The organism is Herbaspirillum sp. C7C2 (genome assembly GCF_022627865.1).
GTDB lineage: Bacteria > Pseudomonadota > Gammaproteobacteria > Burkholderiales > Burkholderiaceae_D > Herbaspirillum > Herbaspirillum frisingense.
The window spans coordinates 273,873-296,348 of the sequence record NZ_JABXGI010000002.1 but is presented as its reverse complement, the minus strand read 5'-3'; the positions used below and the strand labels follow the sequence as shown (position 1 = coordinate 296,348).

20 protein-coding genes, 1 tRNA gene and 1 pseudogene are annotated in these 22,476 nt (G+C 63.5%); 10 read left to right on the top strand and 12 right to left on the bottom strand.

Going from position 1 to position 22,476, the window contains the following annotated elements:
- Nucleotides 1–90 precede the first annotated feature (90 nt).
- Nucleotides 91–2,130 (top strand): TonB-dependent receptor, encoded by a 2,040-nt coding sequence (locus tag HWE04_RS05010; RefSeq protein WP_241811700.1) that lies wholly within the window; start codon nt 91–93, stop codon nt 2,128–2,130.
- 231 nt (nt 2,131–2,361) lie between these two features.
- Here the strand turns inward: HWE04_RS05010 and HWE04_RS05005 are convergent.
- The 3 genes and pseudogenes from HWE04_RS05005 to HWE04_RS04995 form a co-directional block, all read right to left on the bottom strand.
- Nucleotides 2,362–2,536 (bottom strand): annotated as a pseudogene (locus tag HWE04_RS05005) (hypothetical protein); the annotation flags it as partial.
- Nucleotides 2,537–2,593: 57 nt separating this feature from the next.
- Nucleotides 2,594–2,683: transfer RNA gene (locus tag HWE04_RS05000), tRNA-Ser, on the bottom strand.
- 149 nt (nt 2,684–2,832) lie between these two features.
- A complete protein-coding gene (locus HWE04_RS04995) occupies nt 2,833–3,621 on the bottom strand; it encodes an SDR family oxidoreductase (RefSeq protein ID WP_006464048.1) in 789 nt (262 codons plus the stop codon).
- 265 nt (nt 3,622–3,886) lie between these two features.
- Here HWE04_RS04995 and HWE04_RS04990 point away from each other — a divergent pair, with 265 nt between their 5' ends.
- Nucleotides 3,887–4,651, top strand: a complete 765-nt coding sequence (locus HWE04_RS04990; RefSeq protein WP_006464046.1) for a sulfite exporter TauE/SafE family protein — start codon at nt 3,887–3,889, stop codon at nt 4,649–4,651.
- A 5-nt stretch (nt 4,652–4,656) separates the two neighbouring features.
- Here the strand turns inward: HWE04_RS04990 and HWE04_RS04985 are convergent, their stop codons facing one another.
- Entirely contained in the window at nt 4,657–5,649 is a 993-nt protein-coding gene (locus tag HWE04_RS04985) for a LysR family transcriptional regulator (protein ID WP_241811699.1), read from the bottom strand.
- Nucleotides 5,650–5,919: 270 nt separating this feature from the next.
- Between HWE04_RS04985 and HWE04_RS04980 the strand changes: the two genes are divergently transcribed.
- From HWE04_RS04980 to HWE04_RS04955, 6 genes are read left to right on the top strand one after another with little or no spacing between them, the layout of a single operon-like run.
- Nucleotides 5,920–6,780, top strand: coding sequence for an FAS1-like dehydratase domain-containing protein (locus HWE04_RS04980; protein ID WP_241811698.1), 861 nt, complete (start codon nt 5,920–5,922; stop codon nt 6,778–6,780).
- A gap of 29 nt (nt 6,781–6,809) precedes the next feature.
- Nucleotides 6,810–7,976 carry an acyl-CoA dehydrogenase family protein gene (locus tag HWE04_RS04975; RefSeq protein ID WP_241811697.1) on the top strand — a complete coding sequence of 389 codons (1,167 nt, stop codon included), beginning with the start codon at nt 6,810–6,812 and terminating at the stop codon, nt 7,974–7,976.
- 40 nt (nt 7,977–8,016) lie between these two features.
- Nucleotides 8,017–9,207 carry a CaiB/BaiF CoA transferase family protein gene (locus HWE04_RS04970; RefSeq protein ID WP_241811696.1) on the top strand — a complete coding sequence of 397 codons (1,191 nt, stop codon included), beginning with the start codon at nt 8,017–8,019 and terminating at the stop codon, nt 9,205–9,207.
- Nucleotides 9,207–10,046 (top strand): HpcH/HpaI aldolase/citrate lyase family protein, encoded by an 840-nt coding sequence (locus HWE04_RS04965; RefSeq protein ID WP_241811695.1) that lies wholly within the window; start codon nt 9,207–9,209, stop codon nt 10,044–10,046. The genes HWE04_RS04970 and HWE04_RS04965 overlap by 1 nt, the downstream gene beginning before the upstream one ends.
- Nucleotides 10,047–10,099: 53 nt before the next feature.
- Nucleotides 10,100–11,224, top strand: coding sequence for a zinc-dependent alcohol dehydrogenase family protein (locus HWE04_RS04960; RefSeq protein ID WP_241811694.1), 1,125 nt, complete (start codon nt 10,100–10,102; stop codon nt 11,222–11,224).
- A gap of 50 nt (nt 11,225–11,274) precedes the next feature.
- Nucleotides 11,275–12,300 carry a TRAP transporter substrate-binding protein gene (locus tag HWE04_RS04955; RefSeq protein ID WP_006464036.1) on the top strand — a complete coding sequence of 342 codons (1,026 nt, stop codon included), beginning with the start codon at nt 11,275–11,277 and terminating at the stop codon, nt 12,298–12,300.
- Nucleotides 12,301–12,395: 95 nt separating this feature from the next.
- Here the strand turns inward: HWE04_RS04955 and HWE04_RS04950 are convergent, their stop codons facing one another.
- Nucleotides 12,396–12,623, bottom strand: coding sequence for a hypothetical protein (locus HWE04_RS04950; RefSeq protein WP_006464035.1), 228 nt, complete (start codon nt 12,621–12,623; stop codon nt 12,396–12,398).
- Nucleotides 12,624–12,851: 228 nt separating this feature from the next.
- Nucleotides 12,852–13,784 (bottom strand): N-acetyl-gamma-glutamyl-phosphate reductase, encoded by a 933-nt coding sequence (gene argC, locus HWE04_RS04945; RefSeq protein ID WP_241811693.1) that lies wholly within the window; start codon nt 13,782–13,784, stop codon nt 12,852–12,854.
- Between the two features lie 228 nt (nt 13,785–14,012).
- Between argC and HWE04_RS04940 the strand changes: the two genes are divergently transcribed.
- Entirely contained in the window at nt 14,013–14,921 is a 909-nt protein-coding gene (locus HWE04_RS04940) for a LysR family transcriptional regulator (protein ID WP_006464033.1), read from the top strand.
- Between the two features lie 9 nt (nt 14,922–14,930).
- On the opposite strand, the gene HWE04_RS04935 is transcribed toward HWE04_RS04940, so the two are convergent.
- Entirely contained in the window at nt 14,931–15,761 is an 831-nt protein-coding gene (locus HWE04_RS04935; protein ID WP_241811692.1) for a GNAT family N-acetyltransferase, read from the bottom strand.
- A 50-nt stretch (nt 15,762–15,811) separates the two neighbouring features.
- Here HWE04_RS04935 and pdxR point away from each other — a divergent pair, with 50 nt between their 5' ends.
- On the top strand, nt 15,812–17,287 hold the full coding sequence (pdxR, locus tag HWE04_RS04930; protein WP_241811691.1) for a MocR-like pyridoxine biosynthesis transcription factor PdxR: 1,476 nt from the start codon (nt 15,812–15,814) through the stop codon (nt 17,285–17,287).
- A 4-nt stretch (nt 17,288–17,291) separates the two neighbouring features.
- Here the strand turns inward: pdxR and HWE04_RS04925 are convergent, their stop codons facing one another.
- The 5 genes from HWE04_RS04925 to lysS all read right to left on the bottom strand — a co-directional run bounded on the left by HWE04_RS04925 (nt 17,292) and on the right by lysS (nt 22,447).
- A complete protein-coding gene (locus HWE04_RS04925) occupies nt 17,292–17,726 on the bottom strand; it encodes a response regulator (protein ID WP_006464030.1) in 435 nt (144 codons plus the stop codon).
- Nucleotides 17,727–17,905: 179 nt separating this feature from the next.
- Nucleotides 17,906–18,388 (bottom strand): DUF4118 domain-containing protein, encoded by a 483-nt coding sequence (locus HWE04_RS04920; RefSeq protein ID WP_241811690.1) that lies wholly within the window; start codon nt 18,386–18,388, stop codon nt 17,906–17,908.
- 152 nt (nt 18,389–18,540) lie between these two features.
- Nucleotides 18,541–19,452 carry an alpha/beta hydrolase gene (locus HWE04_RS04915; protein ID WP_006464028.1) on the bottom strand — a complete coding sequence of 304 codons (912 nt, stop codon included), beginning with the start codon at nt 19,450–19,452 and terminating at the stop codon, nt 18,541–18,543.
- Between the two features lie 441 nt (nt 19,453–19,893).
- The gene (locus HWE04_RS04910; RefSeq protein ID WP_006464027.1) at nt 19,894–20,565 is read right to left on the bottom strand and encodes a glycine zipper 2TM domain-containing protein; all 672 of its coding nucleotides are present in this window, start codon (nt 20,563–20,565) and stop codon (nt 19,894–19,896) included.
- A gap of 340 nt (nt 20,566–20,905) precedes the next feature.
- The gene (lysS, locus tag HWE04_RS04905; RefSeq protein ID WP_241811689.1) at nt 20,906–22,447 is read right to left on the bottom strand and encodes a lysine--tRNA ligase; all 1,542 of its coding nucleotides are present in this window, start codon (nt 22,445–22,447) and stop codon (nt 20,906–20,908) included.
- Between the last annotated feature and the right edge of the window lie 29 nt (nt 22,448–22,476).

The following is a 22,476-nucleotide window of genomic DNA, read 5'->3' as shown; positions in this document are numbered from 1 at the left end:
AGCCACTCCCCCGTCATCTCTGGCACCATCTCCTTTCCGGCCCTTATGAATAAAACAATCATCGCAGCACTTGTTTCGGGACTGTGCGGCATGGCTCACGCCCAAGATGCAGCAGAATTACCTGTGGTCACCGTGTTCGGTTCCTCCGCAGGTCCGGCCAGTGCGGTCGATTCGGCAGCGGATACCACCCACACCGATATTGCCTGGAAAGATTATCCGGCATCCATTCAGACAGTTCCCGCGGAGGTGCTGAAGGATCGCGGGGTAACGCGGATCGATCAGCTGGTGGAGACCGTCAGCGGTGTGCACGCAGAATCCAACTACGGCGGCAATGGTGCGACTTTCTTCAACATCCGCGGATTCAGCGAAAGCAATGGGCTGCGCGATGGCTTTCGCAACTATGGTTACTATGCGTTCCGCGATGTCCAGAGCATCGATCAGGTGGACGTCTTCAAAGGACCTGCGGGCGCCTTATATGGTGGCATTGGAGCCGTAGGGGGGTATATCAATACGGTCTCCAAGCGTCCCGAGCGGGAGAACTTTGGCGAAATTGGCGTTACCGCAGGCAGCAACGGTCTGGCGCGTACCACGCTCGATCTGAATCATGCACTGGATGAGAACCTGAGCGTGCGCCTCAACGCAGCAGTTGAACGTGGCTCTGGTTATCGTGACAATACGGACTACGACTCCTGGTCTGTCGCGCCCTCGATCCGCTGGGACGATCATCGTGGAACCTCCATCACGCTGCTGACCGAATTCAATCATCTTCGCCGTGACGGTTTCGATGCGGGTATTCCTGCGGTGGAAAATTACCAGTCGCTATCACGGACACGTTATTACGGCCTTCTGGATGGCACATACCCTGGCGTCGCCGGCGACAGCGGAAAGAACGATACCCGGGCAGCCACACTCTTGTTTGAACACGCATTGTCTGATCAATGGAAACTGCGACTGTCGATGCAATATATCAACGCTCGACAGCTATCCACCCAGAGCTTCCCCAACAGCACCACCGCAACTGGAAACTTGCTGGACTATTCGGTCTACGGCAATACGGACGAGGCTTCGCGCCAATACGGGCTTCGTGCCGAACTGGTGGGCGATGTAACGCTGGCAGGCTTGAAACACAAGTTGCTCGCAGGCGCCGACTACGGCTATCTGGAAGTGGGTAGTCGCGGCTCGACGGTGAGTACCATGACACTGGATCTGTTCAATTCCAGCTATGTGTCGGGGCTGACCGCGAGTGATCCTCTGCAGTCCCACCAGGGACGTGGCAAGGATTACGGCTTGTATGTAATGGATCAGGTTACCTTCACTCCGGAAATCAAGGCCATGCTTGCGTTGCGGGCCGATCGCTTCGTCAATGAGTCTCTGCAGAGTGATGTTGTCGTGGGGCGTGGCGAGCAATCTGCGTTGTCACCCAGGCTGGGTCTGGTTTGGCAGCCCTGGAACACGACTTCGCTGTTCGCGGACTGGAGTCGCAGCCATGCTCCCAACGTGGGGCATAGCGGCAGCAACGTCACTTATGATGCCGAAGTGGCAGAACAAATCGAAGTAGGCGTGAAACAGGATCTGATCAAGGACCGACTTACCGGTTCGGTGGCATTGTTCAACCTGAAGCGCAAGAACATCCTCACTACCGATCCGGCCAACCCATTGCTGCAGGTCCTGAGTGGAGAGCAGCGTAGCCGTGGCCTGGAGGTCGATGTCACGGGAGCCATCGCCGCAGGCTGGCAAGTCATCGCCAGCTATGCTTATACCCAGGCGACCGTGCGGGCAGATACCAGCACTCCGGTGGGTGACACGCTGACCAATGTGCCTCGCCATAGCGGTAGCGTTTGGACTACGTATGAGTTCAAATCGCTGCCGGGCCTGAAGGCCGGCGCCGGCGTTTACGCCATGGGTGCACGCGAAGCGAGCCTGCCCAATACGTTCAAGCTGGCTGGCTACGCTCGCACCGATCTCCTGCTCGCGTATCAGACTGGTCCATGGAAGACGCAGTTCAACGTCTTCAACGTGTTTAATCGACGTTACTACACTGGTGGATCCGCATCGAACTTCAACTACACGTTGAGTCCGAGTCGCCCCTTGGCAGCACAGGTTTCGGTATCGTATCGGTTCGGGTCTTAGAATTGCTTCTAATGATTTGAAATACCGATGAGGCGCCGGCTGAGAACAATTGCTGCTGAGCATGCGCTTATGCTCCTGAGCGCAATCGGGATTTTTGCCTCAGTCCGCATCAGACAAAAGATCTGATGCGGACCGAAGGACCCGCTCCACCTCGGCCGCTCGGCCGCCTATTCTTTGATACCGTTATGGTTCCATGGAACACCCGCGATACAGTGTTTACTATTGTTTCCGTCAGGTCTTGACCGCAGCAACCATATTGGCCAGCGCTGGAATGACCTCCGACCATTGACGGGTCTTCAACCAGCGGTCAGGGTTCACCCAGAGACGCCGCGTAGGAATCTGTTCTCCCGCCTTTTTCATCAACTCCGATGTGCTCTTGCTTGGGAGTGTTCAGCGAGTGGATGTCGTTTTTCATGGGCTGAAAATAGAAACGGGCCGTAAAGGCCCGTTCTATATGATGTTCTGGCGGAGGCTGTGAGATTCGAACTCACGGACGGGTCACCCCGTCGGCAGTTTTCAAGACTGCTGGTTTAAACCACTCACCCAAACCTCCTTGCGATGCGACAGGGCATTGCCTGTCGCACGAGGGCCGCATTATACATCACATCAATTGCTTTGCATCCACCTCTTTCCGCGATGCAAGCAGATGCCGCTCATGTAGCGCTGTTGCGGCCGCCAGCCCTAAGGTAGCCGCAAGCCCGCTCAGAACGTTCCGGGATAAGCCCCGCCATCCATCAACAGGTTCTGACCGGTGATGAAACCGGCTTGCGCGCTGCAGAGGTAGGCGCAGGCGTCGCCGAACTCGGCCGGGTCACCAAAGCGCCCCGATGGGTTGAGCTTGCGGCGTTCGGCCAGGACTTCGTCCACGGTGCGGCCGCTCTCTTGCGCGGCGCCGGTGGCGGTGGAGCGCAGGCGGTCGGTTTCGAAGGGGCCGGGCAGGAGGTTGTTGATCGTGACGTTGTGGGCCACGGTCTTGCGGGACAGGCCGGCGACAAAACCGGTCAGGCCGGAGCGGGCGCCGTTGGAGAGGCCCAGGATGTCGATCGGTGCGCGCACCGCGCTGGAGGTGATGTTGACGATGCGGCCGAAGCGGCGGGCGATCATGCCGTCGACGGTCGCCTTGATGAGCTCGATGGGGGTGAGCATGTTGGCGTCCACGGCGGCGATCCAGTCGTCCCGGGTCCAGTCGCGGAAGTCGCCTGGCTTGGGGCCGCCGGCGTTGGTGACCAGGATGTCCGGTGCCGGGCAGGCGGCCAGGGCCAGGGCGCGGCCTTCGGGGGTGGTGATGTCGCAGGCCACGGTGGTGATGGTCGCGCCGGTGGCGGCGACTTCGGCACGGATCTCGGCGGCGGCGGCTTCCAGCGCTTCGCTTCCGCGTGCCAGCATGGTCACGTGTACGCCTTCACGCGCCAGCGACAGCGCGCAGGCGCGGCCCAGGCCTTTGCTGGATGCGCATACCAGCGCGGTCTTGCCTTTGAGTTTCAAATCCATCGTTTCTTCCTTTGCTGAGGGGTTGGCATGGTAGGGCGCAGGCCCGCCGGGACAGCGGGGGCGGGCTGCGCTACACTGTCGGACCTGATCAGGGGCGCTATTTCTTCATCACCATGTAGATGGCCAGCGCAATGATGGCGACTACGCCCATCTCCAGCGCAAACACGATGACGCCGCTCATGTCAGTCTCCTTTTTTATCTTTCGATGCTGCCGCTGCTTTCGCTACTGATTGCAGCCCGGCGGCAGAGGCATCACTTTACACCGATGACGGCTTCCTTGTTTTTCTCGTGCGTAGTCAACTTTCTGCTCGGCGGTGTGCTGGGTGCCATGGGCGGTCTGTTCGGGATCGGTGGCGGGCTCATCGCCATTCCGGTACTGGGTTATCTGTACGGGATGGACCAGCAGCTGGCGCAGGGGACGGCGCTGGTGATGATCGTGCCCAACGTGGTCATCGCCTTCTGGCGCTACAAGCAGCGCAACCGGATCGAGTGGAGTGCGGCGGCGATGATGTGCGGGCCGGCGGTGGTGGCGACGTATTTCTCGGCGCGGCTGGCTACGGTGATGGATGCGCGCAAGCTGCATTTCTGCTTTGCGCTCTTCATGGGGCTGCTGGCGCTGTATTACCTGTGGACGCTGTTGCGCGGCAAGCGCGAGATGCAGACTTCGCTGCGGCTGGGGCGTCGCTATATTCCGCTGGTGGGGTTGTCGGCGGGGGCGTCGGCGGGCTTCTTCAGCGTGGGTGGGGCGATTGTGGCGGTGCCGCTGCTGACGGCCTTCTTCGGGGCCACGCAGACTGCTGCGCAGGGGCTGGGGCTGGCCATGGTCACGCCCGGGACCCTGGTGGCGCTGTGGACCTATGCGCACGCCGGTCATGTGGACTGGACGGTGGGTATCCCCATGGCGCTGGGCGGCGTGCTCAGTATTTCCTGGGGCGTGGCGCTGGCGCACCATCTGCCGGAGCGTCGCCTGCGCATCCTGTTCTGCGGCGCCTTGCTGCTGCTGTCCCTGTGGATGATGATCGCCGGCTGATCTGGTCAGGCTGTCTTCTTCTGGCGCGCGGCGGATTTCTTTTCGGTACTTTCGGTCTTTTCGGCCTTTTCGGTGTTCAGGAGGACGACCTTGTCGTCGTCCGTGCCCTGGCTCATCTGCTCGCGGATGAAGTCGACCAGATTGCGCGCATGCGGTGAGAGCGTGTCGATGTTCTGGAACACCATGCTGCGCTCGCGCACGCTCCACGGATCGCTCAATTCCACCACCGCCAATTGCATGGTCTGCTGATGCCGTTGTGCCGCCGAGCGCGGGACGATGCCGATGCCGACATTGGTTTCTATCATGCGGCACATGGCTTCGAAGCTGCGTACCTGGATGCGCAGCTTCAATCGCTGGCCATGTTCGGAGACGATCTTGTTGAGGAAGTGGTGCAGGGTGCTGCCCTCGTGCAGGCCGATGTGTTCGTACTCCAGCGTGTCGAGGAAGGGGAGGCTGCCGGCGCCGGCCAGCGGGTGTTCCAGGGCGGTGGCCAGGACCAGGCGGTCGGTGGAGAAATTCAGTATCTGCAATCCCTCGCCCTGCACCGGGCCGGCGACGATGCCGATGTCGGCCGTGCCTTCCTGGATGCCACGCAGGATGTCGTGGTTCAGCCGTTCTTCCAGCGCCACGTTGACCTGCGGATGGATGGCCAGGAACTTGCCCAGGATCTCCGGCATGAACTCGGTCACGGCGGTGGTGTTGGCGAAGATGCGGATGTAACCCTTGATGCCGTTGTTGTACTGCTGCATGTCGCTCTTGAGGTGCTCGACCTGCTGCATGAACAGCTGCGCATGGTGCAGCAGGGTATGGCCGGCAGGCGTGAGTTGCACGCCCTTGCTCTCGCGATACAGCAGCCGGGTGCCGAAGCGCGACTCCAGTTCCTTGATGCGGTTGCTGGTGGCGGCCAGCGAGAGGTTCATGCGCTCGGCGCTACGGGTCAGGCTATTGAGCTCGGCGATGAGGATGAACAGGCGCAGGTCGGTCAGGTCGAAAAGCATGGCAGTTTCCGGCGGTCATTGAGGGGAGGGCGCACCCTTACACACACGTAGGCGTGGCACGTGAACGGTCTTCATGTTACGCCGATTTGCAGTGACGCTGGCGGGCTTTGCTTGTTGCGCCGCCACATGTCCGGTCCTGTGCCGGCTGCAGCGCTGACTTCAGTTTTACGAAAGCCCCCCTTCCAAAATGAGAGATTGTTCTTGTCTTCCTGGCACGACAGACTTGCGGCCAATAAATGCAAAACACGAATGCAGAACACGCGAGGAGACATGGCCCACCCTGATCTCGATCTCACCCTGTTACGGCAGTGGCTGGACAAGACCGAAACCCATCAAGACCTCATCAACCCGGTGAGCGCTGCGGCCCTGGCGGCGACCCTTGATGGTCCGCGCCAGCCGCGTGCCGGCGATGCCTTGCCGCCGCTATGGCACTGGATCTATTTCTGGAGCATCTGCCGCCAGTCCGAAGTGGGCGCCGATGGTCATCCGCAGCGGGGCGGCTTCCTGCCACCTGTGCCTTTGCCGCGCCGCATGTGGGCCGGCGGGCGACTGGAGTTCGCGGCGCCACTGCCTATCGGCGTGACGGCGCAGAAGCGCTCGCGCATTGCCAGCATCGATGTCAAGCAGGGCCGCACCGGCGCGCTGGCCTTCGTGACCGTGCGTCACGAGATCAGCCACGAAGGCCGGCTCTGCCTGAGCGAGGAACACGACATCGTCTATCGTGATCTGCCCCAGCCGGGCGCGGTGGCCGTGGTTCCCAAGAGCGCGCCGGAGGGGGCGCAATGGCGTCGCCGGGTGCTGCCCGATCCGGTACTGCTGTTCCGCTATTCGGCGCTGACCTTCAACGGTCATCGCATCCACTATGACCGCAGTTACGTGACCGGAGTGGAGGGCTATCCGGGCCTGATCGTGCACGGGCCGCTGATCGCTACGCTGCTGGCCGATCTGCTGGCGCGTGAGATGCCGCAGGCGGTATTGCGCGAGTTCAATTTCCGCGCCGTGGGCAGCCTGTTCGATACCGAGCCCTTCACGCTGTGCGGCCGGCTGGCCGCCGATGGTCGCAGCGCCGAACTCTGGGCACAGAACGAACGCGGTGAACTGGCCATGCAGGCCGAGGCCATCCTGGCCTGACGACAGATACTTTTTTCGGAGACCCATCCATGTCCTATCAGGCGCCCAATGACGCTTATGGCGATCTGCGCGATGCCGTGCGCGATCTGTGCAATACCTTCCCCGCGGAATACTGGCGCAAGGTCGATGAAGCGCGCGGCTATCCCGAGCAGTTCGTCGATGCCCTGACCCGCGCCGGCTGGATGGCCGCGCTGATCCCGCAGGAGTATGGCGGTTCCGGCCTGGGCCTGACCGAGGCCTCGGTCATCATGGAAGAGATCAACCGCACCGGTGGCAATTCCGGTGCTTGCCACGGTCAGATGTACAACATGGGCACGCTCTTGCGGCATGGCTCCGAGGCGCAGAAGCAGCTCTACCTGCCCCGGATCGCCACCGGCGAATTGCGCCTGCAGTCCATGGGTGTGACCGAGCCCACCACCGGCACCGATACCACGCGCATCAAGACGGTGGCGGTGAAGAAGGGCGACCGCTACGTGGTCAACGGGCAGAAGGTGTGGATCTCGCGCATCCAGCATTCGGACCTGATGATCCTGCTGGCGCGAACCACGCCGCTGGACCAGGTGAAGAAGAAGTCCGAGGGCATGTCCATCTTCATCGTCGATCTCAAGGAGGCCATCGGCCATGGCATGGAAGTGCGGCCCATCCTCAACATGGTCAACCACGAGACCAATGAACTCTTCTTCGACAACCTGGAAATCCCGGCCGAGAACCTGATCGGCGAGGAAGGGATGGGCTTCAAGTACATCCTCGACGGCCTCAATGCCGAGCGCACCCTGATCGCGGCCGAATGCATCGGCGATGGCTACTGGTTCATCGACAAGGCCACGCAATACGCCAATGAGCGTGTGGTGTTCGACCGTCCGATCGGCAAGAACCAGGGCGTGCAGTTCCCCATTGCCGATGCCTACATCGAGATCGAGGCCGCCAACCTGATGCGCTACAAGGCCTGTGAGCTGTTCGATGCGCGCCAGGCCTGCGGTGCCCAGGCCAACATGGCCAAGTACCTGGCGGCCAAGGCCTCGTGGGAGGCGGCCAATGTCTGCCTGCAGACCCACGGTGGCTTTGGCTTCGCCTGCGAATACGATGTCGAGCGCAAGTTCCGCGAAACGCGCCTGTACCAGGTGGCGCCGATCTCGACCAACCTGATCTTCTCCTACGTGGCCGAGCACATCCTGGGCTTGCCGCGCTCGTTCTGAACCTGTTTTTCTGCACTTGCCCATCGACCGAGGAAGCGCCATGTCACAAGCCAACCGCCCGCTGGAGGGTATTACCGTGGTCAGCCTGGAGCATGCCATTGCCGCGCCGTTCTGCACGCGCCAGCTGGCCGACCTGGGGGCCCGGGTGATCAAGATCGAACGGCCCGGCGTGGGCGATTTTGCGCGGGGGTACGACACCCGTGTGCATGGTCTGTCGTCGCACTTCGTCTGGACCAATCGTTCCAAGGAAAGCCTCAGCTTGAATCTCAAGGACGAAGAGGGCAAGCGCATCATCGACCAGTTGCTGCAGGAGGCCGACGTGCTGGTGCAAAACCTGGCGCCGGGTGCGGCGGCCGGGCTGGGCCTGTCGGCCGCGGTGCTGCAGGAGAAACATCCGCGCCTGATCGTCTGCGATATTTCCGGTTACGGCGAGGATGGCCCCTATCGCGACAAGAAGGCCTATGACCTGCTGATCCAGAGCGAGGCCGGTTTTCTCTCGGTGACGGGGACTCGTGATGAGGTGGTCAAGGCCGGTTGCTCGATTGCCGACATCGCCGCCGGCATGTATGCCTATTCCAACATCCTGGCCGCGCTGATCAAGCGTGGGCGCGATGGACGCGGCAGTCACATCGACCTGTCCATGCTGGAGGCACTGACCGAGTGGATGAGTTTTCCGCTCTACTATGCCTATCAGGGTGCGGGGGCGCCGCAGCGCTCCGGCGCCGAGCACGCCACCATCTATCCCTATGGCCCCTTTGCGGCGGGCGATGGCAAGACCGTGATGCTGGGTCTGCAGAACGAGCGCGAATGGAAGGTCTTCTGCGAGGTGGTGCTGGAGGATGCTGCGCTGGCCGGCGATGCGCGCTTCTCCAGCAACTCGCGCCGCCACGAACATCGCGATGTGCTGCGTCAGCTGATCCTGGACATGTTCGCCGGCATGACCGCCGAGCAGGTGGTGGCGCGGCTGGACCGGGCGCAGATCGCCAATGCCCGCGTCAATGGCATGGACGACCTGTGGCAGCACCCGCAACTGGCGGCGCGCCAGCGCTGGGCCGAGGTCGATACCCCGGCTGGCAAGGTGGCCGCGCTGCTGCCGCCTGGCGCCAACGATAGCTATGACTACCGCATGGACCCCATCCCGGCACTGGGGGAGCATACCGACGCCATTCTCGGTGGCTTGGGTTATGACGCGGCGGCCATCGCCACGCTGCGCGAACGGGGAGCCGTGTGATGGCGCCGCAGATTGCCACGGCCAGCAGTTTTCTGTTCGTGCCGGCCAATCGCCCGGAGCGCTATGTCAAGGCCCTGGACAGTGGTGCCGATGCCGTCATCGTCGATCTGGAAGATGCCGTGGCCCTGCCGCAGAAGGAGCAGGCCCGCGAGACCCTGGCGCGCTGGCTGCGCGAACAGGGGCCGCAGCCACGCCTGTGGGTGCGCATCAATGCCGCCGATACGGTCTGGCATGGCGAGGACCTGATGACGTTTTCGGCGCTGTCCATGGCCGGCATCGTATTGCCCAAGGCGGAAGATCCCAAGAGCCTGTCGGCGATTGCCCGTCGGCTGGGTCCCGGGCGCGGCCTGATCGCGCTCATCGAGAGTGCCGCCGGTCTGGCGGCCATGCGCGAGATTGCGGCGGTGCCGGGCGTGCAGCGGCTGGCCTTCGGCTCCATCGATGCGCAGGTCGATCTGGGCATGCAGTGCGGTCCAGAAGAGGAGGAGTTGACGCACTTCCGCATCGAGATGGTGATGGCCTCGCGCCTGGGGGGCATTGCCCCGCCCATCGATGGCGTGACCACCGATTTCAATGACGACGCCTTTCTGGCACGCATGGTGCAGCGCGCGCGCCGGCTGGGTTTTGGCGCCAAGCTGTGCATCCATCCGCGCCAGGTAGAAGGTGTGCGGCGTGGCTTCATGCCCAGCGAGCAGGAGCTGGCCTGGGCGGGGGCCGTGATGGCGGCGGTGCGCGCCAGCGATGGCGGTGCCATTTCGCTTGAAGGCAAGATGATCGACAAGCCGGTGATCCTGCAGGCCGAGAAATTCCTGCACCAGGCCGGCCTGTTGTCCGATTGAGGCACTGCGGCTCGTGTAACCTAGACGTTTTCCAACCAGAGGGAGACGACCACATGAAAATCCAGGCCGCCGTATTGCGCGAGATGACCGATGCGCATCCGTTTGCCGTGAGCCAGCCGCTGAAGATCGAAGAACTCGATCTTGACCCGCCCGGCCCCGGCGAGGTGCTGGTGAAGATGAAGGCCGCCGGCCTGTGCCATTCGGACCTGTCGGTGATCACCGGTGTGCGTCCGCGTCCGGTGCCCATGGCGCTGGGCCACGAGGCTTCGGCGGAAGTGGTGGAGGTAGGCAGTGGCGTGACCGACCTGCGTGCCGGTGATCTGGTGGTGCTGGTCTTCGTGCCCAGTTGCGGCCACTGCCTGCCCTGCATGGAAGGGCGGCCGGCGCTGTGCGAGCCGGGCGCCGCCACCAATACCCTGGGTGAGCTGCTGTCGGGCCAGCGCCGTCTGCGTGACAAGGCCCAGGTGGTGCATCACCACCTCGGGGTGTCGGCCTTTGCCGATCATGCGGTGGTCTCGCGCCGCTCCTGCGTGAAGATCGAGGCTGATATCGATCCGGTCGAGGCGGCCCTGTTCGGGTGCGCGGTGCTGACCGGCGTGGGCGCAGCGGTCAATACCGCCGAGGTCAAGGCCGGTACTACGGCGGCGGTGCTGGGGCTGGGCGGCGTGGGCTTGTGCGCGATGCTGGGCGCGCTGGCCTCAGGCGCACGCGAGGTGATCGCGGTGGACCTGCACGACAGCAAGCTGGAAGTGGCGCGTGCGCTGGGCGCCACGGCCACCGTGAATGCCCGTGACCCGGATGCGGTGGCTAAGGTCAAGGAACTCACCAAGGGCGGCGTCGATTACGCCTTCGAGATGGCCGGCTCGGTGCAGGCCATGGAAGCGGCCTACCGCATGACCCGCCGTGGCGGCATGACGGTCACGGCCGGCCTGCCTGCACCGAACCAGAACTGGGCGCTGCAGCAGGTCAGCCTGGTGGCCGAGGAACGCACCGTCAAGGGCAGCTATATCGGCTCCTGCGTGCCGGTGCGCGATATCCCGCGCTACATCGGCCTGTACCAGGCCGGCCGCCTGCCGGTGGACAAGCTCATGGGCGAGCGCCTGGCGCTGGCCGACATCAACCGCGGTTTCGACCGCCTGCATAGCGGGGAGGGGCTGCGCGACCTGATCGTCTTTTAACGCCGGGGGCCGAGGTCGTCGGCCCCCGGCTTCACCCGGAGGAGACACGCATGACCATCATCACAATGCGGGCGGCACTGACCGCCTGCGCCTTCGCCACGCTGAGCCTGTCGACCACGGCAGCGCTGGCGCAACAGCCCATCGTCATCAAGTTCAGTCACGTGGTGGCCAACGACACGCCCAAGGGCAAGGGCGCGGAACGCTTCAAGGAACTGGCCGAGAAGGCGACCAACGGCCGTGTCAAGGTCGAGGTCTATCCCAACAGCACCCTCTACAAGGACAAGGAAGAGCTGGAGGCGCTGCAGCTGGGTTCGGTGCAGATGCTGGCGCCGTCCCTGGCCAAGTTCGGGCCGCTGGGGGCCAAGGAGTTCGAGGTGTTCGACCTGCCCTATATCTTTCCCAACAAGGAAGTGTTGAAGCGCGTGACCGAGGGGCCGATCGGGCAGGGCCTGTTCCAGAAGCTGGAAGGCAAGGGTATCAAGGGCCTGGCCTACTGGGATAACGGCATGAAGGTGATGACGGCCAACCGGCCGCTGCACAAGGTGGCGGACTTCCGGGCGCTGAAGATGCGCATCCAGTCCTCCAAGGTGTTGGACGAGCAGTTCCGGGCATTGAAGGCCAATCCTCAGGTGCTGGCGTTTTCCGAGGTGTACCAGGCCATGCAGACCGGGGTGGTGGATGGCAGCGAGAACACGCCCTCCAATGTCTACACGCAGAAGATGCATGAGGTGCAGTCCAACCTGACCGTGTCCGATCATGGATATATCGGTTACGCCGTGATCGTCAACAAGAAGTTCTGGGAGGCCTTGCCGGCCGATGTGCGCGGCCAGCTCGAAGGGGCCATGAAGGAAGCCACGGTCTACGCCAATACCATCGCCCAGAAGGAAAATGACGATGCCCTGGCCGCCATCAAGGCCAGCGGCAAGACCAAGGTCTACACCCTTTCCGAACAGGAGAAGGCCGAGTGGCGCCGCGCACTGCTGCCGGTGCACAAGAGCATGGCCTCACGGGTGGGGCAGGACCTGATCGATGCGATCTACAAGGAAAGCGAAGCTGCCGGCGTCAAGATGAACTGATTGCATTGCCCCATCCCGTTCGGGATGGACCTGCGCACCGGGCGGCCTGCAGCAATGCAGGCCGTTTTGCTTGGGGGACGGTGATTCCGGCCAGTCTATTTCTTCTTGCGATTGACGACGTAGTTCTCGGCAGCCGTGACGGCATTCTGCAAGGCTTCCATCTTGGAGTTGCCTGGCTTGAAGTCGCCGAATTCGTGGGTGGTGCGATCCGGGAAGTCGATATGGACGAACGCCGTCCACTTGCCGTCAGTACGTAATACCGGGGTCAGCTTGATGGTGGCGTCGAGATACTTGCACGCTATTGCGCCTAGAGTGGTGGACATCTTGCTTTGAAGCGGGGCGGCAGCCGAATCAAGGGGGAGCCGACGCCTGCAGTTTGTGGTGGCGAATCAAGTCACGAATGATGCCACAGCCTGACCATTCCTGCCGTGCAGCAGAGCAGGCCTTTAAACCGTTTTACGAGTGATGCGGCGAGGGCAGGGCGCTCGTGGGGAATTACGCCCCGCCTCCGGCCTTGTTGGTCGGGGCTGCACGCCGCATCAATACGCGAGTCAGGCAGCTGCCAGCAGCAGGTCCAGGTTCTGTACGGCGGCGCCCGATGCCCCCTTGCCCAGATTGTCGAACACCGCGCACAGCAGGATGTGCCCTTCGGCCGGGTTGCCGAATACGCCCAGGGTCATGTCATTGCTGCCGTTGTGGCGGGTCGGATCAAGCTGGACCGTGGCGGCGCTCTGTTCGGCATCCAGTACCTTGACGTGGCGCGCCCCGGCGTAGTGGCGCTGCAGTGCGGCGCGCAACGACTCCAGGCTGGCACCAGCCGGCAGCAGGCGAGTCTGCAGTGCGATGGAGAGCACGATGCCCTGGCGGAAGGCGCCATAGGCGGGCAGGAAGATCGGCCGTTGCGTCAATCCGGCGTGCAGCTGCATTTCCGGCGGATGCTTGTGCTGCAGGCCCAGGCCGTACAGCACGAAGGGTGCGGCGCTGGCGGCCTCCGGTCCTTCGTATTGCTCTACCTGCGGCCGACCGCCACCGGAGTAACCGGAGACGGCGTGGATGCTCAGCGGGTAGTCGGCCGGTACCAGTCCGGCTTGTACCAGCGGGCGCAGCAGCGCGATGGCGCCGGTCGGATAGCAACCGGGGTTGCTGATGCGGTGGGCGTTGGCAATGGCCTGGGGCTGTTCCGGTGTCATCTCGGGGAAGCCATACACCCAGCCCGGGCTGGTGCGATGGGCCGAGCTGGCATCGATGACGCGCACGCGAGGGTTCTCGATCAGCGCCACGGCTTCGCGGGCCGCAGCGTCGGGCAGGCACAGCAGGGCGATGTCGGCGCTGTTGATGGCTTCGGCGCGCCGCTGCGCATCCTTGCGCTCGGCTGCCGGCAGGGTCAGGATGCGCAGGTCCTTGCGGTCGCGCAGGCGTTCGTGGATCAGGAGACCGGTGGTGCCTTGGTCGCCGTCGATGAAGATCAGAGGAGGGTTGCTCATGGTGTACTCCGGTCAGCTGCAAGCAGTGGGCGCGCCCGGATGGAAGCGGTGGCGAGGGACTTCGCCCTGGCCCTGGCATGGCGCGGGAATGCCGATGCCTTGCATGGTGCGACAAAACGTATAATTGGAAAAGTTGAATATCGCAAATAGATCGTTCAGTTTTACTGAAGGTGCGGTGTTCGTTCCTGTTGCTGTTTCCACTGTCGTTGCTGATGCCGGAGCCATTTCATGCGTGAACTCAACCTGGATCGTCTGCGTACCCTGGTCGCCATCGCCGACCTGGGTTCCTTCGCCGCTGCGGCGCGCACCCTGAACCTGGCACCGCCCACGGTGAGCCTGCACATCAGCGAACTGGAAGCGCGCATCGGCGCGCCCTTGCTGCTGCGCCAGCGCAGCCAGGTGCGGCCATCGGGCATCGGCGCCACGCTGGTGGCGCGGGCGCGGCAGTTGCTGGCGGCGGCCGATCAGGCGCTGGAAGAAGTGCAGCGGCAGGTGCAGGGCCTGGCCGGACGGGTGCGCCTGGGAGCCTCCACCGGCGCCATTGCCTATCTGTTGCCGCAGGTGCTGGAACGTCTGGGGCAGCAACATCCGGGCATCGATGTGCAGGTGCGCATCCTGACCTCGCAGGAGACGCTGGCGCAACTGGTGGAAGGGACGCTGGACATCGGCCTGGTGGCCCTGCCGCAGGCCCCGGTGGGCGGCCTGACGGTCAAGCCCTGGCGGCGCGACCCGGTGATGGCCTTCCTGCCAGCGGCGTGGCAGGTGCCAAGGGTGGTGACGCCGTCCTGGCTGGCGGCGCAGCCGCTGATCCTGAATGCGCCCGAGACGCGGCTCTCGCGCCTGACCACGGAATGGTTCGCCAGCGGCGGGGAGCATCCATTGCCGCGCATCGAACTCAATTTCAACGATGCCATCAAGAGCCTGGTGGCGGCCGGTTATGGCGCCACCCTGCTGCCGCACGAAGCCGGTGCCCAGGGCCGTGCTGTGCCGCCGGACCCGCGCATCGTGATGCGCCCGCTGCGCCCGGCGCTATGGCGGCCCTTGGGCATCGCCCATCGCGCCGGCCCGCCGGAACCAGCTACGCGCCACGTACTGGAGGCGCTGTGGGAGCTCAAGCAGCTCAGTGCGCGCTCCTGATGGGTGGTGTCAGTCCCCCGAGGGGGCGGTGGGTGTGGTCGGTGTAGCGGGTGTAGCTGGTGTAGCTGGTGCAGTCAGTGTCGACAATGCCTGCCGTTGCCGGCCCTCGCTATCGAAATTGTCGGGCTGCAGCCAGCAGTGGAAAGCCTGGTGCAGCTGCGGCCACTGGCCGTCGATGATGGAGAACCATGCGGTATCGCGACTGCGACCGCGATACACCACCGCTTGCCGGAAGATGCCCTCGAAACAGAAGCCCAGCCGCTGCGCCGCCCGGCGCGAAGGCCCATTGAGGCTGTCGCACTTCCATTCGTAGCGGCGATAACCGAGATCTTCGAAGACATGGCGCATCAGCAGATAATGCGCTTCGGTGGCCACGCGGCTGCGCTTGAGCCGCGGCGAGAAGGCGATGTGGCCGACTTCGATCACGCCGTGTGCCGGTTCGATGCGCATCAGGGCCATGCTGCCCAGGGCCCGTCCAGTGGCCTGGTCGATCACTACGTAATGCAGCGGGTCCTGGCTGGCCTGCATCAGTTCGGCCTGGTGCAGGTAGCTGGCCTCATCCGGGAAGGGGCCGCTCATCATGTAGGTCCAGTCGCGGCCATCGGTGGCCTCGGCGAAGGCGGCATACAGTGCTGCCCCGTGGCGGGCGACATCGATACGCTCCAGCCGGCAGTAGCGTCCCTGCAGGGTCTGTACGGACGGCCGAGGACGCGCCTGCCAGTCGGGCAGGGCGGGGCCGATGTCCTGCTGGTATTCGTTGCGGCGGGTGGCGGTGGAGTGGTTCACGTTGGCATCCAGGTGGGAGAGAGAAGCTCCACGATAGCGCTTTCGTGGCATCATCAGAAGTGCCAAAGACCACACATTTGATGGGGCCACGAAACCTGGCCGTGATGACTGCAATGACTGTGACGACATCTTCCGTTTCCCTGCTGAGCACGCCATTGGACCTGGACGCTGGCGCGGGCTCACGCCAGCAGCAACTGCTGGCCCGCTTCAAGCGCGCCATTCTCGATGGGCAACTGCCGCCGGGCAGTCGCCTGCCTGCCACCCGCAGCCTGTGCGCGGAGTTGCAGGTAGCGCGCAATACCGTGCTGGCGGTGTACGAACAACTGGTGGCCGAAGGCTATGCCCGCGCCGATCGCCAGGGGACCCGTGTAGCCGCGCTGGCGGGGACGGCGACCCGGTTCGTCCAGCCATCTCGCCCGGACAGCACACGCCAGTCGCACCGCGTGTCGACCATGACGCCCACGCGCGACGCCGGGGACCGGACCCTGCCGCTCACGCCGGGTATGCCGGCGCTGAACCGTTTTCCGCTCAATGCCTGGCTGCGCGCCCAGGAGCGAGCCCTGAAGCGGGCCGGGCCGATGGCGCTGGCGTATGGCGATCCGCTGGGCGAGCCGGCCCTGCGCGAGGCCATTGCGCAATATCTGCGGGTGGCGCGGGGTGTGCGCTGCGAGGCGGCCCAGGTGGTGCTGACCGAGGGCGCGCAGGGGGCCTTGTCCTTGTGTGTGCGTTTGTTCGCCAACCCCGGCGAGCGCGCCTGGCTGGAAGATCCGGGCTATGGCGGCGTACGCGCTGCCTTCCATGCCGGCGACCTGAAGATCCGGTCGATGCCGGTCGATGGCGAGGGCATCGTCATTCCTGCGCGCGCCTGGCGCAGTCCGCCGCGATTGGTGCATGTGACGCCATCCCATCAATATCCGACCGGCGCGGTGCTGTCCTTGCCGCGCCGGCTGGAACTGATCGCCCGGGCGCGCGAGTGCGGGGCCTGGATCATCGAGGACGACTACGACAGCGAGTTCCGGCACCGCGGCCACCCGGTGCCGGCCATGCAGGGGCTGGTGCCGGATGCCCCCGTGTTGTATGTGGGCACCTTCAGCAAGACCTTGTTCCCGGGGCTGCGCATCGGTTTCCTGGTGCTGCCGCAATCGGCGGGTGCGGGGGCCTGGCCGGCACTGGCGGAGTTGCTGCGCGGTGGGCATCGGCTGGAGCAGCTGGCGCTGGCCGAATTCATGGCCGGCGGCCAGTTCGCGCGTCATCTGGGCCGCATGCGGCGCCTCTATCGCGAACGCCAGCAGGCGCTGCGCGAGGCCTTGCAGGCACATCTGCCCGGGGTTGAGGTATGGGGCGGCGATAGCGGTCTGCACCTGACGGTGCGCTTGCCGCTGGACTGGCAGGATACCGTCGTCAGCACGGCGGCGCGGGCGGCGGGGATGAATGTGGGGGCCTTGTCTTCGTTTTCGGCACTGCCGCGCCAGGCTGCCAGCAATGGCCTGGTGATCGGGTATGGCAATACTTCTTCGGAGCAGTTTGCGCCGCTGATCCGGCGTCTGGCGCAGGTGTTGCGCCGCGCCGGCAAGGGATAGGTGATCAGAAGGGTTCTGGCTGATGCAGACGTTGCTGCACGCACTGGGTGACCAGTTCCATGTAATCGTTGGCACGTTGCGGCTTGGCGGCGTACCAGATGCGGCTGTCCTGTTCGCGGGCGAAATCGCTGGACAGGGGCGCAGCGGTAAACAAGACCAGGGGGATGTGCGCCAGCGTCTGGTAGACGCACAGCGTGCGCAGCAGCTCGTAGCCTTCGGTGCCGGGGAAGCTGCGCGGGTCCAGCAGAATCAGCGTAGGCAGGTCGCGGGCGCGGCACAGGGCTTGCGTAAGCAGGGAGGCATTGGCCAGTTCGGCATCGTCGAACCATTCGAACTGGCAGGGCAGCTGGTTGCGCCAGAGCGTGAAGCGGGCCATTTCGATGGCATCGAGGTCGGCATCGATGACGAGGATGCGGGGCAGGTGATGGGTCAGGGACATGGCGGCCTCCTTGGCGAGATGTGCTGGTATGGGCTCATCTTAGGAGGGGCCGGCGACCGTGGGTATCAGGGGCTTCCTGATGCCGGCTTGCCTGGATAGCGTGGATGCGCGAGGCCTGTGCGGGAGGACTGGCCTGAAGGTTGATCAGGCCTGGATGATCAGGTCGATGGAGCTGTCACTCAGGCCTGTTCGCTGGCGCTGCTCTCGAACTGGCGACTGTATTCGGCACGGCGTGCCTGGTCGGATTCGATCAGCAGGCGGTAGCGGGTTTCCGACACGCGCCGTTGCAGCACGGCCGCATAACGCTCGCGCTGCAGCCATTCGATGATCACCGAGGCGGTGACCACGATGATGGTGTAGACCAGGATCATGAAGACGTCCTTGTCGTTGAGGCCGTCCATCGTATAGAAGGGCTTGCGGAAGAAGAACATGGCCGTGGGGATGCTGATGGCCAGCAACCCCAGCGAATACACACAGCCGAACAGGTAGCTCATGACGATGCAGTTGACGGCGAAGAACACCATCGACAGCGCCTCGTCCACGAAGGGCGCCAGTGCATAGCGCAAGCCGAAGGCCGCAACGAATCCGAACGCGCTGACATACAGCGGGCGGAAGCCTTGCGGACGCCAGCTCTTGGCGTTCTTCAATTTGATCAGGCTCATGAGGGCTTTGGCAGGGTGGTGCGTCGTGTCCATCTTCGTTTACATTGCGCGGTCGCGCAATATGCTCATGTTAAGAATCCAGTCTTTCAAAAGGCTGACCAGGCTCGTTTTTTCAAGGCAAGGTCAGCCCTGTTGTATCGGCGCAGCAGGCCCTAGTGACGGCGATCCTTGAGCGGCGAGGAATGGCCCAGGTACTTGCGGCTCAGTTCGTTGCCGTGGATCTCGATGCTGCGCTTGATGAACATCACGGTCTCGTTGGTAACGATTTCGCGCTCATTGTCCACGGTGATGATGTGATAGCAATCGCCCAGCCAGATCACCTTGCGGACCTCGGCATTGATGTGTTGCAGGATCACCTCGGCATTGCGCGGGGAAGCGGTTTCGTCGTCGATGGAATGGATGATCAGGGTGTCGGTACGCACCAACGGCAGCGATTTGCGCACGAAGGCGATCATGCGCAGCGCGGCGCGCAGGTGGCGGGCCGGGATGGAAGCGGCGCCGACGGCGGCCACGCCATCCTTTTCCAGGGCGGCGGCGACGCGGCGGCGCATCTCGTAGTTCTTGATGCCGTAGGGTTCGCTTTCCTTGTAGGACCAGTTGCGAAAGCCCATCTCATAGACCACGGTCAATAGCTTCCAGTACCAGGGCACCGACCAGCCGTCGTATTGCAGCACCGGCGAGAGCAGCACCACGGAAAGCAGGTCCTTGCTGCGGGCGGCCACCGCCAGGGCTAGCGTGGCGCCCATGGAAAGGCCGCACAGCGAGACCGTCCTGAATTCTTCCTTGAGCCGGGCCACGCGGCTTTCGACCACGGCGCACCAGGCTTCCCAGTCGGGTGAGACGCGCGGATTGGTCAGCGCGGCGGAGTAGTTGTCGATGGTCAGCGGGATGACGGTGCAGCCGGCTTTCTTGAGCTGCTTGGGGATCGAGCCCATTTCGAGCTGGGAACCGCACAGGCCATGCAGCAGGATGACCGCATGATCCTTGTGGGGACCGCCGTGGCGGTCATCGTTGCGGGCCTCGGAGACCAGCGTGCTGCTGTCGGTGGATGACTGTGAGTCCATAAATCTTCAAACGCATTCGCGCCGGTCTGGCGCGTCTTGGCGAATCGTTCGCCCCCCGTTCAATACGAGTAAGCGGGCCGACGCTTGTCGCGTTCTGTTTTCCCGAGTACCAATTCCGCTGCCATCCTGGCGGTAAGTTTTTGCGGAAGTCTAACTGCCGGCGCCAAATGTTTCCAGCGTTTATCAAGAACATTCTTACTGTGCCGGCTGAGGGGAGCCAGGTCTTGCCAACCGGCAGGAATATTTCCGAATCATGACACGTTAACGTCATAACACTGCTGTTGGTGCACAACACTTGCCTTTTGGTTCACTATTATTTTCCAATGGGCAACAATAGTTGGCAAATGTACGAAGGTGCAGGTTTTTGACCGACAAGAAAAAGCCCCTCGCACCGGAGTGCGAAGGGCTGGCTGATGAGACGGAGTGATCAGGGGAGTCGGATCAGCCGCGACCTTCCAGATGGCCGTTGACCACGCGTACCTGGTCGCCGACGCGCCAGTTTTCATTGCTCTGGGGGAAGCTGCGGGTCTTGCCGTTTTCCATGCGCACGTCGACCACATAGCTGGTGGTGGCGCGCACGTTCTTTTCCACTTCATTGCCGGCATAGCCACCGCCGACCGCGCCGGCGATGGTGGCCAGGGTACGACCGGTACCGCCGCCGATCTGATTACCCAGCAGGCCGCCGACCACGGCACCACCGGCGATGCCGACGCCGCTGGTGGGGGCGGCATGGCGCACGGCGCGCACGCCGACCACTTCACCGCAGCTATTGCAGATCGCCGGGGCGCGCTGTACTGCGGGCGCTGCAGCCTGGGTCGGATAGGCCGATTGCTGCGGTTGATAGGACGGGGCGCGCTGGGCTTGCTGCTGTGCGGTCAGGGCATTGGCGGGTGCGCCGGGGGCTTGCGCGTTCTGATCCAGCGCCGCCAGTTGCTGCGGGGAATTCTCGCTCTTGGAGTTGGGCAGCAGGCCGGTCATGGCGGCCACGCCGATGAGGCTGACCAGGATCACGGCCACGGCGGCGCCAGCCATCAGCGGATGCAGGCGGCCGGAGGATGTCTTGGCGACGGCGTTGTTGCCGGTATTCAGGGGTTGTGTGTTGTTGGTTTCCATGATGACCTCTGTAGTTGTTCTGTTGTCGTTGAAGATTGGATGACTGGATTATGGAGTGGTCATCGGCCAAAAAAAATCCCGATTCTGTGTCAGTTGTAAAAACTTGTAATGTGGCAAAAACGGCCCGGGAGGCGGGTTTGCGGGATGACAACAGCCATCGCGCCACACAGGAGCGCAGCGGAAAGGGAAGATGGGCGCGGGGAGGGGAGCAAGCCAGGGGAGTGCGGCAGCAGCAGGCGGGCAGGATGCCTGTGAGGCAGAAATGGAAAGGGGACGGCGATGTCGCCGTCCCCTGGACGTCAATGCGGGGTGTCAGCCGACAGGCTTCAATCCTCGGCGATCAGTCTTCGCGACGCAGGTGCGGGAACAGGATCACGTCACGGATATTGGGCGAATCGGTGATCAGCATCATCAGACGGTCGATGCCGATGCCGCAGCCGCCGGCCGGGGGCATGCCGTATTCCAGGGCGCGGATGTAGTCGGCGTCGTAGTACATGGCTTCCTCGTCGCCGGCATCCTTGGCGGCCACCTGGGCCTGGAAGCGGGCGGCCTGGTCTTCGGCGTCGTTCAACTCGGAAAAACCGTTCGCAATTTCACGACCGGTGATGAACAGTTCGAAGCGCTCGGTAATGCCGGCCACCGTGTCCGATGCGCGCGCCAGCGGCGAGACTTCGACCGGGTAGTCGATGATGTAGGTCGGGTTCCACAGCTGCGACTCGGCGGTCTCTTCGAACAGCGCCAGTTGCAGAGCGCCGATGCCGGCGCCGGCCAGCGGGGCCTGGTCGGTCTTGACGCCGAACTTCTTCAGTTCGGTGCGCAGGAAGTCGATGTCGGCCAGTTGCTCGGCGGTGTAGTTGGGTGCGTACTTGAGGATGGCACCGGTGATGGTCAGGCGGTCGAAGGGCTTGGACAGGTCCAGCTCGCGGCCCTGGTAGGTCAGCACGGCGGTGCCGTGGGCATCGATGGCGGCCTGGCGGATCACCTGTTCGGTGAAGCCCATCAGCCACTGGTAATCCACGTAGGCGGCGTAGAACTCCATCATCGTGAATTCAGGGTTGTGACGCGGCGAGACGCCTTCATTGCGGAAGTTGCGGTTGATCTCGAAGACGCGCTCGAAACCGCCCACCACCAGGCGCTTCAAGTACAGCTCGGGGGCGATGCGCATGAACATCTGCATGTCCAGCGCGTTGTGGTGGGTGATGAAGGGCTTGGCCGCGGCGCCGCCCGGGATCGGGTGCAGCATCGGAGTTTCCACTTCCATGAAACCGTTGGTTTCCATGAAGCGGCGGATCGACGACATCGCGGCAGTACGGGCCTTGAAGGTACGGCGGGTCTCCTCGCTCATGATCAGGTCGACGTAGCGCTGGCGGTACTTCATTTCCTGATCGGCCAGGCCGTGGAACTTGTCGGGCAGCGGGCGCAGCGACTTGGTGATCAACTTCAACTTGGTGACCTTGACCGACAGCTCGCCGGTCTTGGTCTTGAACAGCGTGCCTTCGGCACCCAGGATGTCGCCCAGGTCGTAATGCTTGAAGGCGGCCATGGCTTCTTCGCCGGTGACGTCACGGGTCACGTAGAGCTGGATGCGGCCATCGGCGCGCACGCCAGAGGCATCCTGCAGGGTGGCGAAGGCCGCCTTGCCCATGACCCGCTTCAACATCATGCGGCCGGCCACGGTGACGGTCACCGGTTCGGCTTCCAGCGCTTCGTTCTCGAAGCCGTCGTATTGCGCGTGCAGATCCGCGGCATTGTTGGCCGGGCGGAAATCGTTGGGGAAGGCGATACCCTGCTCGCGGATGGCGGCCAGCTTGGCGCGGCGCTCGGCGATGATGCTGTTCTCGTCGGCTGCCGGCTGGGCGGCGGGGGTGTTTTGCGTGGTCATGGTTGGAATTCTTGAGGTTTGAACGGTAG

Excerpts from the sequence above, each read along its gene's own strand:
- HWE04_RS05010 (WP_241811700.1), top strand. The coding sequence starts at position 91 with ATGGCTCACGCCCAAGATGCAGCAGAATTACCTGTGGTCACCGTGTTC.
- HWE04_RS04995 (WP_006464048.1), bottom strand. The coding sequence starts at position 3,621 with ATGGATTTGAAACTCAAAGGCAAGACCGCGCTGGTATGCGCATCCAGC.
- HWE04_RS04990 (WP_006464046.1), top strand. The coding sequence starts at position 3,887 with ATGACGGCTTCCTTGTTTTTCTCGTGCGTAGTCAACTTTCTGCTCGGC.
- HWE04_RS04985 (WP_241811699.1), bottom strand. The coding sequence starts at position 5,649 with ATGCTTTTCGACCTGACCGACCTGCGCCTGTTCATCCTCATCGCCGAG.
- HWE04_RS04980 (WP_241811698.1), top strand. The coding sequence starts at position 5,920 with ATGGCCCACCCTGATCTCGATCTCACCCTGTTACGGCAGTGGCTGGAC.
- HWE04_RS04975 (WP_241811697.1), top strand. The coding sequence starts at position 6,810 with ATGTCCTATCAGGCGCCCAATGACGCTTATGGCGATCTGCGCGATGCC.
- HWE04_RS04970 (WP_241811696.1), top strand. The coding sequence starts at position 8,017 with ATGTCACAAGCCAACCGCCCGCTGGAGGGTATTACCGTGGTCAGCCTG.
- HWE04_RS04965 (WP_241811695.1), top strand. The coding sequence starts at position 9,207 with ATGGCGCCGCAGATTGCCACGGCCAGCAGTTTTCTGTTCGTGCCGGCC.
- HWE04_RS04960 (WP_241811694.1), top strand. The coding sequence starts at position 10,100 with ATGAAAATCCAGGCCGCCGTATTGCGCGAGATGACCGATGCGCATCCG.
- HWE04_RS04955 (WP_006464036.1), top strand. The coding sequence starts at position 11,275 with ATGACCATCATCACAATGCGGGCGGCACTGACCGCCTGCGCCTTCGCC.
- HWE04_RS04950 (WP_006464035.1), bottom strand. The coding sequence starts at position 12,623 with ATGTCCACCACTCTAGGCGCAATAGCGTGCAAGTATCTCGACGCCACC.
- argC (WP_241811693.1), bottom strand. The coding sequence starts at position 13,784 with ATGAGCAACCCTCCTCTGATCTTCATCGACGGCGACCAAGGCACCACC.
- HWE04_RS04940 (WP_006464033.1), top strand. The coding sequence starts at position 14,013 with ATGCGTGAACTCAACCTGGATCGTCTGCGTACCCTGGTCGCCATCGCC.
- HWE04_RS04935 (WP_241811692.1), bottom strand. The coding sequence starts at position 15,761 with ATGATGCCACGAAAGCGCTATCGTGGAGCTTCTCTCTCCCACCTGGAT.
- pdxR (WP_241811691.1), top strand. The coding sequence starts at position 15,812 with ATGACTGCAATGACTGTGACGACATCTTCCGTTTCCCTGCTGAGCACG.
- HWE04_RS04925 (WP_006464030.1), bottom strand. The coding sequence starts at position 17,726 with ATGTCCCTGACCCATCACCTGCCCCGCATCCTCGTCATCGATGCCGAC.
- HWE04_RS04920 (WP_241811690.1), bottom strand. The coding sequence starts at position 18,388 with ATGAGCCTGATCAAATTGAAGAACGCCAAGAGCTGGCGTCCGCAAGGC.
- HWE04_RS04915 (WP_006464028.1), bottom strand. The coding sequence starts at position 19,452 with ATGGACTCACAGTCATCCACCGACAGCAGCACGCTGGTCTCCGAGGCC.
- HWE04_RS04910 (WP_006464027.1), bottom strand. The coding sequence starts at position 20,565 with ATGGAAACCAACAACACACAACCCCTGAATACCGGCAACAACGCCGTC.
- lysS (WP_241811689.1), bottom strand. The coding sequence starts at position 22,447 with ATGACCACGCAAAACACCCCCGCCGCCCAGCCGGCAGCCGACGAGAAC.